The sequence below is a fragment of the Pseudomonas sp. K2I15 genome (assembly GCF_002204795.1).
In the GTDB taxonomy this organism is placed as follows: domain Bacteria; phylum Pseudomonadota; class Gammaproteobacteria; order Pseudomonadales; family Pseudomonadaceae; genus Aquipseudomonas.
Genome location: NZ_NIXO01000013.1, coordinates 108,891 through 125,923 on the forward strand (window position 1 = coordinate 108,891; position 17,033 = coordinate 125,923).

Genomic DNA, 17,033 nt, shown 5'->3' on the forward strand with positions numbered 1-17,033 from the left:
ATTGCCGAGGGTGCTTTCCTCATCCTGTTTTATTGGAGCGGGTCAATGCTGGACATTATTGCGATCTTCCTTTGCATCACGGCAGTACTTGCCTATCTCAATCGGCGCTACGTCGGCCTGCCATCCGCCATCGGTGTGATGGGCATTGCCTTGGGCCTGTCACTATTGAATATGGCATTCGATGCGCTGGGCTTTCATGCCTTGCATACCCTTGAGCAGTCGCTGGTGGAGTCCATCGACTTTTCCGAACTGCTGATGCAAGGCATGTTGTCATTGCTGCTCTTTGCTGGGGCGTTGCATGTGGACCTAGCGGAGCTGCGGGCCTACAAATGGCAGGTTGCATCCTTGGCGGTAGTAGGGACAACGCTCTCAACATTGTTCATCGGCTTCGGGCTCTGGGCGTTGTTGTCCCTCACAGAACTGCAGCTACCGTTGTCTTATTGCATGGTGTTTGGCGCGCTGATCTCCCCCACCGACCCCATCGCCGTGATGGGTATTCTGAAATCTGCCGGCGCGCCCCATAGCGTGGAACTGGTCATTTCCGGTGAGTCACTGTTCAACGACGGCGTGAGTGTCGTGCTGTTTTCGCTGATCGTTGCAATGATCGCCAGCGGGGAGACACCGTCGGTTATCGGTGCATCGCATCTGTTACTCAAGGAAGCCGGAGGCGGTGCTCTGTTAGGCGCCTGCGTGGGCTATATCACTTACAGAATGCTCAAGAGTATCGATAGCTATCAGGAGGAAGTGCTCATCACCCTGGCCGCGGTTCTCGGCGCCTATGCACTCGCCACTCAGTTCCATGTTTCCGGCCCATTGGCGATGGTGGTGATGGGACTGATTGTGGGTAACCAAGGGCGCTCCCATGCGATGTCCGAGCAGACTGAAAAAAACCTGGATATGTTCTGGGAACTGATCGATGAAATACTCAATGCGGTGCTGTTTGTATTGATCGGGTTGGAAGTCGTTCTGATCCAGTTCTCCAACCCATTGCTCACCACGGGCCTGCTGGTCATATTGCTGACCTTGTTATCACGATTGTTGACTGTAGGGGTTCCCATCGCGGTATTGGGTAAACGCTTCCGCCTACCGGAAGGTGCCTGGAGTGTGATGACCTGGGGCGGCCTGCGTGGCGGGATATCGGTAGCATTGGCGTTGTCGCTGCCCTCAGGGGCGGCTCGCGATATCGTGGTTTCCCTGACGTACCTGGTGGTCGTTTTTTCTATCCTGATCCAAGGCATGTCGATTGGTAAATTGGTCAGGCGAGTCATTCCGTGTGTGGCAACCAAATACGAGGGATGAACCCTCGGCCCGACAAAACACTCAATTAAGGATAATCAACTCACCGCCTTCGTTTCCCTGAATCCTTACGGTGGGTCCCGTCGTGTTATTTGCAGAAGGTATAAAAAATGCTCGCACGCTGGCGCTGGGTGCTACACCAAATGACCAAACGGCTGTGGTTCAGGGCGAGCCTGTTTTCCTTGCTGGGTATTGCGACCGCGTTACTCGCCGTTTTCTGCAAGGACTACATTCCCGAGTCGTTGCCCGCCCGCATTGGTGCCGACGCCGTCGATAAGATATTGGGCATCATTGCCTCAAGCATGCTCGCGGTGACGACCTTTTCGTTAAGCACGATGGTCAGCGCCTATGGTGCGGCGAGCAGCGGTGTGACGCCCCGGGCCACCACCCTGGTGATGGAAGACACCACGACACAAAATGCCCTGGCCACCTTTATCGGCTCCTTCCTGTTCAGCCTAGTTGGGATCATTGCGCTGAGTACCGGCGCCTACGGTAAACAAGGGAGGGTTTTGCTATTCGCGGTAACCATTGTCGTGGTCATTCTGATTGTCTACACGCTGCTGCGCTGGATCGATCATTTGTCCAAGCTTGGGCGGGTGGGAGAAACTATTGACCGTGTCGAGCAGGCAGCCATTGATGCCATTAACAATCGAGTCCAATGGCCGCATTTGGGGGCAGCCGCCTACCCTTGCGAGTCAGTGATCCCCAGTTCTGCGCTGATCATCACAAGCCTCCACACGGGGTACGTCCAGCATATTGACGTTCAGGCGTTAGGCGCGATCGCCAACACAGACGAGATACAGATATTTATGGACGTCTTGCCGGGAAGCTTTGTGCATATCGGCATGCCGCTCGCAAGAACCGTTAGCTTGAGCAAGGCACGCGGGGAGGAACTGGCGTCGAGCAACGAAAAAATCATTGCTACCCTGGCTATCGGCGTGCGTCGAACGTTCGAACACGACCCCCGGTTCGGCTTGTCAGTGTTGTCGGAGATCGCCTCCCGCGCCTTGTCGCCGGCCGTCAATGACCCCGGCACCGCCATTGACGTCATTGGGCGCGGCGTCAGAAGCCTGACATGTTGGGGTACACCTAAAGAACCCGCCGCGAAAATCGACGCTGACTGCCAGCACGTTTACCTGCGCGGTTTGACCGTGGATGACCTGTTCGATGACTTCTTCGCACCGATTGCCAGAGATGGCGCGGGTCTAGTGGAAGTCGACCTGCGCATGATGAAGGCCCTTGTAAGCCTGGCACAGATAAACCCGGCGATGTTCAGGGGTGCCTGTACCCGGCACGCAGAACTGCTGCTCAAGCACGCGAACACTGCACTTGTACTCGAAGAGGACCGGCACAAGCTCAGAGCAGCGGCGCGACCGCTGCTGCACTGACCCAATCTACGTGTTGGCTTTTTGCGCGGCGGCGCCACTGCCGTCCGATTGCAGAAAGCCACGCGCCAACTGCTGATAGAGCTCGGGGCCCATCCTGGCACTGACTGCTTTGGCAATCAGTGCAACAGCCATCAGACTAATAACCATGCCATGGCTGTCGATCATCTCCATCACGATGATTGCAGAGGTGATCGGCGATTGCGTGACTGCTGCCAGAAACCCCACCATGCACAGTGCAATGATGGGCTGTGCCGCCAAGGCGAAGTATTCAGCGACATTGGCACCGACAGCGGCGCCTACCGCCAAAGAGGGGGCAAAAATACCGCCCGGTATGCCGGAAAAATAAGTCACAACGGTCGCAAGAAAACGCGTAATCGGCGCGTGCCACGGCAAACCAACATCGGACACGATGATCTGGGAGGTGATCCCGTAACCGCTGCCAAAGGACATCCCACCGCTGAGCCCACCGAGAATCGCCACGATCATGCCGCAGCCACCTGCGAACCAGACTGGATGCAGGCGGCGCCATTCCCAGACGACAAAACTGCGATAGCGCTGTGGCCATAGGAGCATCCGACTGAACAATCCCCCCATAACACCACAGCCAATACCAATCGCCAGTATCGGAAGAACGATATCGAAATTGGCCTCTTGTACGTCGAAGTGCCCGAAATAGTTGTAGTTGCCCTGCAAGGCTATCGCGACCATACCCGACAAAATGATCGTGCTGAGCAACACCCCGCTGGTGCGGGTTTCCAACTTGCGCCCAAGCTCCTCCACTGCAAAGGCCACACCGGCCAAGGGCGTGTTGAAGGCAGCAGCAATACCCGCCGCGCCACCGGCCAGGATGAGGTCTTCAGGGCGAATTATGCGTGCGTTGGGCAGGTAACGGTGAAAGAAATGCATGATCGAGGCGGCGACTTGCACCGAAGGGCCTTCACGCCCCGCTGAAAAACCACCGGTCAGGGCCAGGGTTCCGAGCCCTATCTTGGCGAAGGCCAGACGCAACGATACCAACTTGTTCACGGGCTTGCCCTGGTGGGCCAACCGCGTAGCCGCGATCACCTGGGGAATACCGCTACCTTGAGCCCCTGTAAAAAAACGCGAAGTCATCCACACCACAAACATGCCGACCAGCGGCGTGTAGATAAACGGCAGCCACGGCCGGGCGGCGGCCTGTTGGGCGAACTGCATCAGCGCTAGGTCAGCCAACCGGGCGAACATCACTACCAGCAACCCTGCGAGGGTAGCAGCGACCCAGAGTGTCACCCGAGTACGCCATCGGATCGAGGCAAAACGACGACGTATCAGCAATATCGGTTTGATCACCCGAGCGGATTCCCGTTGTTGAGGTTCAATAACATGCAAAAACAAGATTAACGGGTTAAACGGTCACGTCCAACCGGCAGTGACCAGATAACTATAGCTATTCACTCCCGGCTCAGGAGCCCCACCACGTCGATTTTGTTTTGTGAGTAAGCCAATTTGTGTGGGCGCACACCAAGGCGAATGTCAGCAAGAAGAAAGCCAGATAGGTTGTCACTATTTACCCTCATGTCAGTCAGCTCGTTCGGCTGTTATTACGAATATATCCGTGCAGGCGAGATGACCGGGTTAAGGTGGGTTAAGAAATAGTTAGTATTCGCGCGCAACTTGGAGCAATAAGGTTCGCTTGCACTGGATGCCGGCATTGAGTCGGGAGCGCCGAAAAACACGCACAAATGGGGGAAGTCATGAGTAATGCGTTGGTCATTGAAGATGATCAGGTCACGGCCGAAATCATCGTCGCTGAACTCCAACGCCACGGTTTCAGCTCAAAGTGGGCTGCCACTGGACGCGAGGGATTGGCCTTGGCGATTGCAGGCGGCTACGACGCCATTACGCTGGATCGCATGCTGCCGGACTTTGACGGGCTGACGATTGTCAGCACCTTGCGCAGTCTTGGGATTCAGACGCCGGTCCTTATGATCAGCGCTCTTTCGGACGTGGATGAGCGCGTTCTGGGACTTCGTGCGGGCGGCGATGACTACCTGACCAAGCCCTTTTCGGCGGTCGAGATGATCGCGCGCCTTGACGCATTGCTCAGACGCTCCGCCGCAGACCCCAGCAATCCACACCTCAGTTGCGGCAACCTGCGACTGGACTTGGTGGAGCACAAGCTGACGCGCAATGACGAAGACATCCAGTTGCTGCCCACCGAGTTCAAACTGCTCAACTTCCTGATGCGCAGTGCCGGCCAACTGGTCACTCGTACCATGCTGTTTGAAGGCGTCTGGGGCTATCACTTCGATCCCGGGACAAACATCATTGATGTGCACATCGGACGACTGCGTAAAAAGCTGGAAAGCGACAAAGATTCACCTGTGATCCATACAATACGCGGTGCCGGCTATGTCCTCGCTACCAAAAAATGAGGAATGGCGCTCGTCCGGTAGTCGATTGATCGGGTTTTACGCGGTGTTCTTCGTGGCGTGGGGAGCACTCTTTACCGGTGTACTGTACTGGGAAATCTCCCACTATCTGGGCACGGTTGCCGAGCGTACGTTGTTGCAACGCGCCCACTATTATCAAAAGGTCGACGACTCGAACCTGCTTGCTGAGTTGGCGGCGAGTGAGGCTTACTCGACCCCCGGGATCGACGCCTACGGTTTATTTGGACCCGATGGCACCCATGTCGCCGGCGACCTGCTGAAACTGCGCTCCAACCTACCCGACGACGGCCAGGTTCACTACCTTGAGCGCGGCCTGAGCATTGCGTTACCCAGCACCGAAACCCGAAGCAGCTATGCCTTGCTGGCACGGCGCCCTGACGGACATATCCTGATTTTGGCACGTGACGGCGGGTCGATTTCCGCCGTGGGTGGCATTATTGAGCAGGCCCTGATGTGGGGGTTGTCATTAACACTTATCCCCGGTTTGATTGGCTGGCGCTTACTGCGACGTCGCCCATTGCGTCGTGTCAAACGCCTGCAGCTGTGCACCAAAAGTATCGTTTCGGGCAACTTGGCTGAGCGTTTGCCGTTGTCAGCAAGCCGCGATGAACTGGATATGCTGGCCAACGCCGTCAATACGATGCTTGATCACATAGAGCAGTTGATGCATGAGGTGAAAAGCGTCTGCGACGGTATTGCCCATGATTTGCGCACACCCTTGACACGCTTACGCGCACGGCTCTATCAGCTCCAGCAGTTACCGCTGGCCCTAGAACATAAGCAGACCTTGAATCAGGCGTTTGAGGAGAGCGAGTCGATCATGGTGCGCTTTCAAGGACTGCTGCGGGTCGCTGAGCTTGAGGATATTCGTCGCCGCTCTGCCTTTGCGCCCTTCCCGATCATGACGTTGTTGAAACAGGCGCATGAGTTTTACGAACCGATGGCACTGGACCGCGCCCAAACGCTTTCGCTGGACATTCCCAGCGATTGTCCCCAGGTGTATGGCGACTCTTCGTTACTGTTCGAAGCGCTGGTCAATCTGCTCGATAACGCCATTAAATTTACCCCGGAGGGCGGCCTTATCAAATTGCGGGGGAGCATCAAGGACTCAACTGTCATTATTGAAGTAGTGGACGATGGTACCGGCATTCCTGAAGCGGACCGTACGCATGTCATTCGCCGGCTCTATCGCGGCGAGGGAAGCCAGATAAACCCAGGCCACGGCCTAGGCCTGTCGTTAGTCGCCGCCATAGTGAAATTGCACGGATACACACTGGATATCCACCCCGGTGCCTCGGGCAGGGGAACACGCGTATTGATTCACTGCACGATGTTCAGCGGTCAAGCCACGGATCGATCTGTACCTGAACATTAAATTTTACTTAATACTGGTTAATTTGAGCGCCTCGGCGCCCAGGCCTAGTTTGGCAGCACATATTGCTGACCCAAGGCCTTTTGCTTGTGAGATATCTGTTGTTCCTGCGTGTCTTAACCGTGCTCTGTGTAACACCACCGCTTCTTTGGGCGAATGCCGCTCTGGCTGCCAACGCGACCATGGGTACAATGATCCCCGCTGCGCCGAAGCTGGGAGCCGAAGCCTGGATACTCATAGACGCGAAAACGAACAGGGTCATTACCAGCCACAACAGTGATGCACGCCTACCACCGGCCAGCCTGACCAAGTTAATGACTGCGTATATCACGACGCATGAGCTTAAGTCTGGCCTGATAAGCGCAAATGATGAGGTCGTCGTGAGCGAAAATGCCTGGCGTACAGGTGGCTCACGGATGTTTCTCAAGCCCGGCAGCTCTGCTTCGGTTCACGATTTGCTAAGCGGCGTGATCATCGACTCAGGCAATGACGCGAGCGTTGCGCTGGCCGAACATATCGCTGGAAGCGAAGCCGGGTTTGTCGGGATGATGAACTCAACCGCTTCAACACTGGGAATGCTCAACACCCACTTTATGAACTCCACCGGCCTACCGGACCCGGAGCACTATTCTTCCGCACGTGACATGGCGACCCTGGCTCGAAAAGTCATCAACGAAGGGACCACCTACTACCCTCTTTACGCCAAGAAAACCTTCACCTGGAACGGCATTCAGCAATCCAACCGCAACGCGCTTTTATGGCGTAACTCCACCTATGACGGCTTGAAGACCGGGCACACAGAGGCGGCGGGCTACTGCTTGGTCGCCTCCTCACAGCGGGATGGGCAACGTTTGATCAGCGCAGTTCTGGGCGCCAGTAGCGCCCATAAGCGTACGGCAGAAACAGAGAAACTGATGGGTTACGGCTTTCGCTTCTACGCCACCCAAACCTATAAGAAAGGTGGCGAAGTACTCTCGCAGGTGGCGCTCTGGAAAGGCATACAACCCTACGTGAATGTGGGCTTGCTTGAAGACATGACCCTCACGCTGCCCAAGAATAAAAATCGTGACGTCGAGATGCGCCTGGCGTTTGATGGCCCCATCGAAGCCCCTATCACGGCAGGCACGGTCGTCGGAAGACTCGACCTGTTCGACGCCGAGCATAAGCTGGGGAGTCGCCCATTGGTGGTCCTTGTGGACGCGGAGCAAGGTCATTGGTGGCGACGCTGGTGGGATACCGTGCATTTATTTTTTACCCAGACGGTTCGCAGCTGGTTCGATGAAGCCCAGGTAACGTGAATAGTGTGGAGAAGGTCATGAACTCCGAGGATCTACGCAAAGAGCTCGCGCTATCAAAATTCTTCGAAGGCGATTCATCCCTCAATGACCCTGTACAGGGACTGAGTCAGGCTGAAAAGAAACTGTAATGCCAGCGGTAATCTGAGGTTTGATGTCAGACAGCACCCGGAACGTGCGGGCCAGAAAGAAAATGCCAAATCCAGCCCCCCAGGCAATGAGTACCGCGCCCAGCCCTGCCTGTTGCGCCATGTTTTGTGGCAGGTTAAAGGCCCCTCCCCCCACCATTGCGCCGATCACCAGCAAGGTCATCGAGAACATGCCGAGCTTGTGTTTGGCGGATGCGTTTGTCGAAGCTATTGAGGCGCACGAATCGGCAACAGCTCCCTTTGCTGTGGTTGCTTTGATGGCGTCAATCCTCACTCATCCACAGAACCTGATACCGTCGTCTGACGACTTCCACGCAATGCGTGTTCAACACGCATCAGCGACGTATGAATCGCCCCGGATTCTCTAGACACCTTGCAAGCTCAATGCGTACAGCTTTTCAAACGCTAAGGGCTCAATCCGCATTTACCCTGGCAGGCACAAAAACTGGACGCGGACTTCAAACCCCTCTTCTCGCCCCGTCGCCGGCGAAGCCAGGGCCATCGTCGCGTTGACACCCAGCACAATCGTTTTGGCAATCGCCAAGCCCAACCCTGAACCACTGGCTTCGCTGCTACCCCGCACAAAGCGTTCGGTCAGGCGCTGCAACACCTCCTCGGGCACGGCCGGGCCGCCGTTGATCACCTGCAGCAGCGCCTGGTCCGTGAGGCTGACTTCGACCGGCTGGTCCACGGCACCGTACTTCAACGCATTTTCGATCAGGTTGCGCAGCAGGATGCCAAACGCATCAGGGTCTATCGCTGAGTAAACGCTGCGCTGGGTGGGTAGCCGCAACTCAATTCGTTGCCCACTGCTGCGATTCCACTCGTCCACCCCGTGGGCCAATAACGGGATCAGGTCCTGGGGCGCCTCGGATAACAGCCCACCACCCTCGGCCTTGGCCAGCTGCATGAGCTTTTCCGAGAGCCGCGCCAGGTCGCGCAATGAGTTTTCGATCTTCGCCGCGCGCACGCGTAAAGGGCCTTCTGGTGCTTCTTGCCTCAAGCGCTGAATTTGCGCCAACGTCGCGGCCAGCGGCGTGCGCAGTTCATGGGCGCTGTTTGCGGTAAAGCTGCGCTCGGCCTCCAGCGTTTTGCGCAAGCGCTCAAGCAAGTGGTTGACCGCGTCGGCCAACGGGTCGATTTCTGCCGGCAGCCCTGCCACGTTGATCGCTGACAAATCCCCTGCCCCCCGGGTTTCCAGGGCGCGGCGATAAGCCAACACGCTGCGCAAGCTGATGCGCACAAATAACCAGGTGCCCAACAGGCTGATAGGGATCAGCGCCAACAACGGCAGCAACAACGCAAACAAGGCTTCCCGCGCCGCTTCACGGCGATGCGCCAGCGGTTCGGCGATCTCGATAAACAGCGTTTTGCGCAACGCGCTCGCGCCATACAGGCGGTATTTGTCCGTGGTGGTAAACCCTTCACCCGGTTGTTTGTTGAAGATCTTCGGGTTGGCGTCATGGGATTGCATCAAAATCCGGCCCAACTCATCGCGTACCAGGTACGTCAGGTATTCCTTGTGAACTTTCAGGGTGGCCACGTGCTGTGCTTCGCGGGGTGCTTCGCGGTTACTGATCTCCAGCACGGTCAAGGGCAGGATGCGTTGCGCGGTCTCTTCCAGGGCGCTGTCGAACGCCTCGTTCAGTTCATGTTGCACCACCAGCCAGGCACCGACGGTGGCTCCCAGCCAGAGCAAGGTCATGCCCAGGGTCAATCCCAGGCCGAGGCGTTTTTGCAGGCTTATCGGCGACTTCATATTGGTGTCAACCGATAACCCATGCCACGAACGGTCTCAATCAGGTCGCGTCCCAGTTTCTTACGCAGGCGACTGATATAAACCTCAATGGTGTTGCTCTCGATCTCCGCGCCAAAAGCGTACAGGCGATCTTCGAGTTGGGACTTCGACAGTAACGCGTTGGGGCGCTGCACAAACGCCTCGAACAGCGCCCACTCCCGTGCGGTCAAGTCCACGGTGGTACCGGCGCGCTGAACCGTGCGGGCGTTCATGTCGATCTGCAGTTCACCCAGCTTGATCTGAGGGTTGGGGTTGCCGCTGTAACGTCGGGCCACGGCTGCCACCCGGGCCGAGAGTTCAAACAGGTCGAACGGTTTAACCAAGTAATCGTCGGCTCCGGCATTGAGGCCGGCAATGCGATCGGATATTTGGTCCTGGGCGGTGAGGATAATCACCGGGGTCACGTTGCCCGCTGAGCGCTGCTCGCGCAAAAAGTCCAGCCCGCGACCGTCCGGCAACATCAGGTCCAGCAGGATCAAATCATAAGGCGTGGTGCGCACGCTATTGCTCGCGTGGCCCAGGCGCTGCACCCAATCAACCGCATGGCCGTCGTCGGCGATCTGCTCGCGCACTGCCTCCCCCAGCCCAGGGGCATCCTCAACCAATAAAACCCGCATCTGCTACCTCTCCTGATGAGTGTCGTGCAGCACCTTAACCGCCAGACCTGAGGGGAATCTGAAGATTCAGCTGGTTGTCAGGAATGCCCCTTAGGGTAGGCCACAGAGGACTATCCGGCAGGAGACAGATCATGAAAACCGCATTTATTGCACGTACCGCGCTGTTGAGCCTGTTGCTCAGCGGTAGCGTGCTGGCCGATGACGACTGCAGCGAGCCCGTCAGCGATTGGCAACCGCGAGAGACCTTGCGTCAACGCGTAGAGCAGCAATACGGCTGGAGCGTGCAGCGCATCAAGGTCGACGACGGTTGCTACACGCTCAGGGGCACTGACCGCAGGGGCAACGCCATCGAGGCGCGTTATGCACCCGCCTCCCTGCGTCTGCGCACGTTGCACGTCAATTTCGGCGACGACGGCGATGCCCGGGACTACCTCGTCAGCCCGGGTGCTGAATGAGCATTTGGATTTCTCCCCGGGCTTTCAGGTTGTTGTCAGCCAGCAAGTCCAGGCTCTCGCTACAACGCTCAACCAGGACATCCTCATGAAAAAATTCATCGCTGCAACCTGCCTCGCCGGCGCCATTGCCTTGCCGGGGCTGGCCCAGGCCCGTGAAGTGACCCTGACGACCCAGCTCAAGAACTACAACGGTAATGATGCGTACCTGGCGATTTACGTCACCGATGCCAACGGCCAGTACCAGAAAACCCTGTGGGTCGCCGGCAAGAAGGCCAAGTACTACCGGCATTTGACTGACTGGGCCCGCGGCAGCGGCCAGAACCCCAGGGAGTACGACGGGGTCAGCGGTGCCAGTGTGGGCAGCGGACGCACCCTCAAAGTCAGTGTTGAATTGGCTGACACCTTGATTGATGCCGGGTATCAGATCCGAATCGACAGCGCCGTGGAGAACCAGCGTGAAGGACGAGCCGACATCAGCGTACCCCTGACCACCCAAGGATCAGGCAAGCCGGCAACCGGCAGCACTTACGTCAACGCGTTTACTTACGACCTGTAGCACCCACCACTTCAGGAGGCTGAACATGCTTCGCCAGTTTCATTCGCTGCCCGGTCTGATCGCCGCCCTGTTGGTCATGATATTGGCCATCAGTGGCGCGGTATTGTCGGTTGATCCGGCGCTGGAACGCCTGCACAACACGTCCACCGCTGCCGGCCAGCTTAATGTCGGCCAGTTGGCGGAAGGCGTCGCACATCACTTTCCAGGCGTGGAGCAAATCCAGCGCACCGCCTCCGGCACGGTCATCATCTACTATAACCGCGATGGCCAGTCCGGGGCGGAAACGGTTGACCCACTGACCGGCCAGGCCCTCGCGCCCTACGCGCCGTCCACCTTCACCCGCTGGGTGAAAGACTTGCACCGCGCGCTGTTCATGGGCACACCGGGCCATGGCGTGTCGGGCGTCGGTGCGTTGTTCATGTTGATCCTGGCAGTGTCCGGCGCGTTGCTGCTGGCCCGGCGCCTGGGTGGCTGGCGCAACCTGCTGCGGCCACTGCGCGGCACTTTCAGCCAACGCTGGCATGCGGAAGTCGGGCGCCTGGCTTTGCTCGGGCTGCTGCTGTCGGCCGTAAGCGGGCTGTACATGGCCGCCACGACCTTCGGCTTGATCGCCGATGGCAGCCAGAGTGAACCGGCCTTCCCCACCCAAATCAGCGCCGGCGCGGCGTTACCTGTGGCGAACCTGCAGGCCTTGCAGGCCATCGACCTGAATGACCTGCGCGAACTGGTCTACCCGAGCCCGGGCAACCCAAACGATGTGTTCTCATTGCGCACTGCCCAGGGTGTTGGCTACGTGGACCCGGTCAGCGGGGCTCTGCTGTCCTATCAACCCCACGACTCAATGCACACCGTCTACCAATGGATCTATCAGCTACACACCGCAGAAGGCCTCTGGTGGCTGGGCTTGCCACTCGGGCTCTGCGCCCTCTGTGTGCCATTGATGAGCGTGACCGGCATCCTGCTCTGGTGGCGCCGTCGCAAAGCCGGTCCGAACATTCGCCACAACAGCCCCGCTCACTCGGCCGACAGCGTGATTCTGGTAGGCACTGAAAACAACACCACATGGGGGTTTGCCAACACGTTACATGCGGCCTTGCATCAGGCTGGGCACCACGTGCACAGCGCGCCGATGAATGAATGGAAAGGCAAGTACCGCAACGCCCAGAGACTGTTGATCCTCACCGCGACCCACGGTGATGGCGATGCACCGGCGTCGGCCGCGCAGTTTCTGGCACGGCTGAACCACAAGGGCGTCAAACCCGGCCTGCCCTTTGCAGTACTGGGGTTTGGGGACCGCCAGTTTCCACAATTCTGTCAGTACGCCCATCAGGTGCAGGCAGCGCTGGAACTGGCCGGTGCCTCACCGTTGCTGGGGATGGAAACCGCCAACCGCCAGTCTTCCCAGGAATTTGCGCGTTGGGGCCACGCCCTGGCCACAGCACTGGGGCATGACTTGGCCCTGGCCCATACACCGGAGCCCCCGCGCACCTATCAACTGGAGCTGGCCGAGCGCATCGTTTATGGCGAAGAAGTGAATGCGCCAACCCACGTCCTGCGCTTCAAGGCGCACAGCGAGCTACCGGGCTTCCAGGCAGGGGACCTGGTAGGGATTATCCCGGCGAATAGCCCAGTGCCGCGTTTTTACTCACTGGCCAGCCGTTCTGAAGACGGCGTGTTGGAGATCTGCGTACGCAAACACGAAGGCGGCATGTGCTCGCAATGGCTGCATAGCCTGGAACTCGGCGGGTCCATCGAAGCGTTTATCCAGCCCAACCCACAATTTCGCCCAGCGTCGGGGGCGCACCCGGTGATCCTGATCGGTGCCGGTACCGGCATTGGCCCCCTGGCCGGCTTCATTCGCAACAACACTGCCCGCCACCCGATGCATTTGTATTGGGGCGGGCGCAACCCGACCTCGGACTTTCTGTACGAGCCTGAACTTAACCTCTACCTGGCAGACCAGCGACTTACCGCATTGCGCGCGGCTTTTTCCCAGGTACAGAACGGTGGCTACGTCCAGGACCGGCTGCGCAGTGATGCACTGTCCTTGCGCCGGCTGGTGGAAAAAGGCGCCCAGGTGCTGGTCTGCGGCAGTCGTGAAATGGCCAAAGGCGTGATGCAGGCGCTGGATGAAATATTGGCTCCGCTGAACCTGAGCGTACTGACCCTCAAGGCACAAGGACGCTACCGTGAAGATGTCTACTGATGTGCAGCGCTACAACCTGAACGGCGAGACCATGGGCACCCGCTACACCGCGGTGTTCTATGCGGCGGCCGGCATCGACACCGACGAAATCGGCCAGCGCCTGGCCCACGCTGTGAGCCGGGTGGACCGGCAAATGTCTACCTGGAAAGCCGACTCTGACCTCAACCGCCTCAACGCAGCCGCCGAGCAGGAATGGCTGCCAGTGCCCAAGGAACTGAGCACGGTGCTGGCCGCTGCGTTACGGGTCAGCCAGCAATCCGGCGGAGCCTTCGACATTGCCGTCGGCGATCTGGTGCAAGCCTGGGGCTTCGGCCCCGGCGAACAGACGATCACCGCGCAAGCACTCACGATGCCACTGCCACGCGCGCGACTCTCCGCCAGCGCGGCGCTGGTGGTGGACTCGCAACGCAATCGGGTGCGCAAACGGGCGCCGCTGAACCTGGATTTGAACGGCATCGCAAAAGGCTTTGGCGTCGATGAACTGGCCCGTTGCCTGGAAGCGTCAAACATCACCCGCTACCTGGTCGGCATTGACGGCGAAATGCGTGCCCGGGGCATGAAACCTGATGCCCAACCCTGGGTCGTGGCAATTGAAAAACCCTGCCGCGGCGTGCGGGAAGTCATGGGCGTAATGGAACTCGTCGACGCCGCCATCGCCACGTCTGGGGACTACCGCCACTGGGTGGGGATGAGTGGGCAATCTTGCGCCCACACCATGAACCCCGTCACCGGCGCGCCGCTGCGCAACGCGCTCGCAGCGGTCACCGTCGTGGCGGGCTCGTGCATGCTCGCCGATGCCTGGGCCACGGCACTGATGGTGCTGGGCGAAGTTGAAGGCCCACGCCTGGCACAAGAACGTGGGATGGACGCACTGTTCGTGGTGCGCGACGGCGAACAGCTAAAAGAAATATCGATTGTAGGCGGCAAACTGCAAGCGCAGGCTGAGGCCTGCCGAATCCAATCTCGTCAATAACCTGAGTTCCGTTAACCCATGAAATTCATGCACAGGCACACCGAGCTCCACCGCAATGACCGCATCGGCTGGCTGCGTGCCGCAGTCCTGGGGGCCAATGATGGGATCGTCTCCACCGCCAGCCTGTTGATTGGCGTAGCTGCCGCCAACGCCACCCACTCCACGCTGATCGTGACCGGTATGGCCGGGCTGGTGGCGGGCGCCATGTCCATGGCGGCGGGTGAATACGTTTCCGTGCACTCCCAGGCCGATACCGAACAGGCTGACTTGTCGCGGGAACGGGCCGAACTAGCCAGCAACCCGAAAGCCGAACACAGCGAGCTTGCCCACATCTACATGCACCGAGGGGTGTCATCCGACTTGGCCCACCAGGTGGCCGATCAATTAATGGCGCACGATGCACTGGGCGCACACGCCCGAGACGAGCTAGGCATTAGCGAAGCACTCACAGCCAAACCACTGCAAGCCGCACTCGCCTCAGCCGCCAGTTTCGTGCTCGGCGCAGCGTTGCCCTTGGCGGTCATTTTCATCGCCCCGCCCGACAGTGTTGTGCCGTGGATATCCGGCATGTCGCTGGTATTTCTTGCCGGCCTTGGCGCCATTGCAGCCAGGGCCGGGGGGGCAAAAATAGGGATCGGCGCTTGGCGGGTAACCCTCTGGGGTGCGTTGGCCATGGGCATTACGGCAGCCGTGGGGGCGCTGTTCGGGGCGGTAGTTTAGTTTGCGCGTTTTTTGGGCGCGAAGACGGGGGGGGTTGGAGTTCCAGCGCTGCGAAGTGGCGCTTTGAAGGCATTTCTCAGCCCAAAAGCTTGAGCGCCACCCGAACCACGAACAGCCCCCAAATCAATGCCAGCAGGACGGTTAAAAAAAGCCATCTTGGCCCCATTACTTATTCCATTTTTTGACGTCTTCACTTCGTGTTAATCATGCACACCAAAACAAGACTTAATCTGATTAACAGAAACTATAAATAAACATTCGTCGACAACAGAAGTCGTCACGCTGCACGTTTATCGATCTAAACTATGAGTCACACATACACGCTTTTGAAGAGGCACTCAACCATGGGATCCATTTTATGCCTATTCAAACGACAAGCTCATTTTAGAAATTACGCGCTCATGGATAGTAACGGTACCTGCATAGGGTTTAAACAATGCGATCACAATCCGGGAAGCCAATGGGTGCAGGTCGAAGAGATAAGCCTAGCACGGCTAACCAAAGCGCGACCTTGCACTAGTGATTCGGACACTGAACGGTCAAAAGAATAATACTAAATTCACTCTAACCTCACACTTTTTTCACATAACCTCCCCGTCAAACTACTTGGCAACCTTAAGAATCTTAACAACAGAAAGCGCTCTCAATTACTTCAATTAATCTTTAATTACGTTAACTATTAAAGAACGGCGCCGATAGTATTAGCTCACACTACTGTTCTTGAAGGGGATCAACATGACGTCAGCCGTCAATGCTTCAACCCAGGTCACTTTGCCGAAAGTCACCGTTATGACAGCCCCAAAAGTCCCACCCGTGCGGGTAGACAGCGACGGCGATCATGACGCGAGCGGGCCGAGCGAAGTGCAACTGCCCAAAGCGACCTCCGGGTCGATCGGGACGCGAATCAACACCACAGCGTGAGTGAATTAAGGCGCAGGCCCATCGAAAGCGGAGCCTGCGTTGTTTGAGACAGAGGTCAATAGTGGCTGGATTAGTCGTGTAACTGGCATCGTGCAGTCTTAGTCGTCGTGCGCAACTCAGGCTCGAGTGACGGCCAATGGATTAAGCAGCCTGCCACGGTTCACCAAGCCTTCCCACGCAGTGATAACCACCAGTGGCAACGCGGCCGCCTCGCGCATGTGAGGCATTTAGGTTTGGTCGCGATCAGTCTGGCATCGACCGCGATGTACTCAGCCTGGCGCCTTGAGCCCCGCCAATTCCGCCCGCCATACCAAACACGTCGTCACCAATCGCGAAGCCCGCAACCGAATCGCCTAACCCAACAACTATGCCAGCCAAATCCAGGCTAAGCACCTCAGGCGATGGCTGCTTGGCATGCGCCGCCGCGCCATTTGAAATCTTTATATATCCAATGGGTTGACCCCTGATGCATGAACGCGCACCAATACTTGCCCTCTAGCAGGCGCAGGGCAGGAACCTGAGCACGGTCGGTAGGTAAATCAGTTCTCGGTTTTGAAAACTGACCGCTTCTGGCCGAGACTATGTAAAAACGTTTTTTTGCGCGATAGGCACTCAACACTGGACTGAAAATCGCGTGTCTATGCGAAATTCACATCTGCTGATGTGACGATAAATTGCAGGTTTTACGTAGATGCGCGCACTTCAAGTTTGGCTAAGCGTTATCACACTGTTGCCGCTGACCGAAAACTGACCCAATAGAGGCTGTTCTGCCGACTGAAAACTGACCCAGGTGTTCAACTGCTTCTGCTCACTTTTCGAGCAGGAGAACACAGGGTGATCAGCATGGAAATGTTG

Annotated in this window: 14 protein-coding genes and 1 pseudogene; 10 read left to right on the forward strand and 5 right to left on the reverse strand. The window is 57.8% G+C overall.

Translation table 11 applies throughout. The annotated features are described in order from the left end of the window. Nucleotides 1-45: 45 nt before the first annotated feature. Both CEC48_RS11140 and CEC48_RS11145 read left to right on the forward strand, forming a co-directional pair. Nucleotides 46-1,299, forward strand: a complete 1,254-nt coding sequence (locus CEC48_RS11140) for a sodium:proton antiporter (protein WP_088423784.1) — start codon at nt 46-48, stop codon at nt 1,297-1,299. Between the two features lie 107 nt (nt 1,300-1,406). Beyond that, nucleotides 1,407-2,684, forward strand: a complete 1,278-nt coding sequence (locus CEC48_RS11145; protein WP_088423785.1) for a DUF2254 domain-containing protein — start codon at nt 1,407-1,409, stop codon at nt 2,682-2,684. Nucleotides 2,685-2,690: 6 nt separating this feature from the next. Here the strand turns inward: CEC48_RS11145 and CEC48_RS11150 are convergent, their stop codons facing one another. After that, nucleotides 2,691-4,013 (reverse strand): chloride channel protein, encoded by a 1,323-nt coding sequence (locus tag CEC48_RS11150; RefSeq protein ID WP_088423786.1) that lies wholly within the window; start codon nt 4,011-4,013, stop codon nt 2,691-2,693. A gap of 404 nt (nt 4,014-4,417) precedes the next feature. Here CEC48_RS11150 and CEC48_RS11155 point away from each other — a divergent pair, with 404 nt between their 5' ends. From CEC48_RS11155 to CEC48_RS11165, 3 genes are all read left to right on the forward strand, one after another. Next, a complete protein-coding gene (locus CEC48_RS11155; protein ID WP_088423796.1) occupies nt 4,418-5,098 on the forward strand; it encodes a response regulator transcription factor in 681 nt (226 codons plus the stop codon). Further along, a complete protein-coding gene (locus CEC48_RS11160; RefSeq protein ID WP_088423787.1) occupies nt 5,076-6,491 on the forward strand; it encodes a HAMP domain-containing sensor histidine kinase in 1,416 nt (471 codons plus the stop codon). The genes CEC48_RS11155 and CEC48_RS11160 overlap by 23 nt, the downstream gene beginning before the upstream one ends. 179 nt (nt 6,492-6,670) lie before the next feature. After that, nucleotides 6,671-7,786, forward strand: a complete 1,116-nt coding sequence (locus tag CEC48_RS11165) for a D-alanyl-D-alanine carboxypeptidase family protein (protein WP_237683100.1) — start codon at nt 6,671-6,673, stop codon at nt 7,784-7,786. Between the two features lie 81 nt (nt 7,787-7,867). On the opposite strand, the gene CEC48_RS31545 is transcribed toward CEC48_RS11165, so the two are convergent. From CEC48_RS31545 to CEC48_RS11185, 3 genes are all read right to left on the reverse strand, one after another. After that, nucleotides 7,868-8,206, reverse strand: coding sequence for a hypothetical protein (locus CEC48_RS31545; RefSeq protein WP_176438701.1), 339 nt, complete (start codon nt 8,204-8,206; stop codon nt 7,868-7,870). A gap of 150 nt (nt 8,207-8,356) precedes the next feature. Further along, on the reverse strand, nt 8,357-9,691 hold the full coding sequence (locus CEC48_RS11180; RefSeq protein ID WP_088423788.1) for a HAMP domain-containing sensor histidine kinase: 1,335 nt from the start codon (nt 9,689-9,691) through the stop codon (nt 8,357-8,359). Then, entirely contained in the window at nt 9,688-10,347 is a 660-nt protein-coding gene (locus CEC48_RS11185) for a response regulator transcription factor (RefSeq protein ID WP_088423789.1), read from the reverse strand. The genes CEC48_RS11180 and CEC48_RS11185 overlap by 4 nt, the downstream gene beginning before the upstream one ends. A gap of 131 nt (nt 10,348-10,478) precedes the next feature. Between CEC48_RS11185 and CEC48_RS11190 the strand changes: the two genes are divergently transcribed. The 5 genes from CEC48_RS11190 (at nt 10,479) to CEC48_RS11210 (ending at nt 15,257) form a co-directional block, all read left to right on the forward strand. Continuing rightward, nucleotides 10,479-10,802 (forward strand): PepSY domain-containing protein, encoded by a 324-nt coding sequence (locus CEC48_RS11190; RefSeq protein ID WP_053256076.1) that lies wholly within the window; start codon nt 10,479-10,481, stop codon nt 10,800-10,802. An 85-nt stretch (nt 10,803-10,887) separates the two neighbouring features. Further along, nucleotides 10,888-11,358: a DUF2271 domain-containing protein gene (locus tag CEC48_RS11195; RefSeq protein WP_088423790.1), complete on the forward strand. Its 471-nt coding sequence runs from the start codon at nt 10,888-10,890 to the stop codon at nt 11,356-11,358. A gap of 25 nt (nt 11,359-11,383) precedes the next feature. Further along, complete coding sequence (locus tag CEC48_RS11200) at nt 11,384-13,564, forward strand: PepSY domain-containing protein (RefSeq protein ID WP_088423791.1); 2,181 nt, start codon at nt 11,384-11,386, stop codon at nt 13,562-13,564. Further along, complete coding sequence (locus tag CEC48_RS11205) at nt 13,554-14,537, forward strand: FAD:protein FMN transferase (RefSeq protein ID WP_088423792.1); 984 nt, start codon at nt 13,554-13,556, stop codon at nt 14,535-14,537. Before CEC48_RS11200 ends, CEC48_RS11205 begins: the two co-directional genes overlap by 11 nt. An 18-nt stretch (nt 14,538-14,555) precedes the next feature. Beyond that, nucleotides 14,556-15,257 (forward strand): VIT family protein, encoded by a 702-nt coding sequence (locus CEC48_RS11210; RefSeq protein ID WP_088423793.1) that lies wholly within the window; start codon nt 14,556-14,558, stop codon nt 15,255-15,257. Between the two features lie 1,067 nt (nt 15,258-16,324). Here CEC48_RS11210 and CEC48_RS31825 read toward each other — a convergent pair. Beyond that, a pseudogene (locus CEC48_RS31825) lies at nt 16,325-16,687 on the reverse strand (alcohol dehydrogenase catalytic domain-containing protein); the annotation flags it as partial. Nucleotides 16,688-17,033 lie beyond the last annotated feature (346 nt).

Bases quoted from the DNA above. Each gene is read 5' to 3' on its own strand.
- CEC48_RS11140 (WP_088423784.1), top strand. From the start codon at position 46: ATGCTGGACATTATTGCGATCTTCCTTTGCATCACGGCAGTACTTGCC.
- CEC48_RS11145 (WP_088423785.1), top strand. From the start codon at position 1,407: ATGCTCGCACGCTGGCGCTGGGTGCTACACCAAATGACCAAACGGCTG.
- CEC48_RS11155 (WP_088423796.1), top strand. From the start codon at position 4,418: ATGAGTAATGCGTTGGTCATTGAAGATGATCAGGTCACGGCCGAAATC.
- CEC48_RS11160 (WP_088423787.1), top strand. From the start codon at position 5,076: ATGTCCTCGCTACCAAAAAATGAGGAATGGCGCTCGTCCGGTAGTCGA.
- CEC48_RS11165 (WP_237683100.1), top strand. From the start codon at position 6,671: ATGGGTACAATGATCCCCGCTGCGCCGAAGCTGGGAGCCGAAGCCTGG.
- CEC48_RS11180 (WP_088423788.1), bottom strand. From the start codon at position 9,691: ATGAAGTCGCCGATAAGCCTGCAAAAACGCCTCGGCCTGGGATTGACC.
- CEC48_RS11185 (WP_088423789.1), bottom strand. From the start codon at position 10,347: ATGCGGGTTTTATTGGTTGAGGATGCCCCTGGGCTGGGGGAGGCAGTG.
- CEC48_RS11190 (WP_053256076.1), top strand. From the start codon at position 10,479: ATGAAAACCGCATTTATTGCACGTACCGCGCTGTTGAGCCTGTTGCTC.
- CEC48_RS11195 (WP_088423790.1), top strand. From the start codon at position 10,888: ATGAAAAAATTCATCGCTGCAACCTGCCTCGCCGGCGCCATTGCCTTG.
- CEC48_RS11200 (WP_088423791.1), top strand. From the start codon at position 11,384: ATGCTTCGCCAGTTTCATTCGCTGCCCGGTCTGATCGCCGCCCTGTTG.
- CEC48_RS11205 (WP_088423792.1), top strand. From the start codon at position 13,554: ATGTCTACTGATGTGCAGCGCTACAACCTGAACGGCGAGACCATGGGC.
- CEC48_RS11210 (WP_088423793.1), top strand. From the start codon at position 14,556: ATGAAATTCATGCACAGGCACACCGAGCTCCACCGCAATGACCGCATC.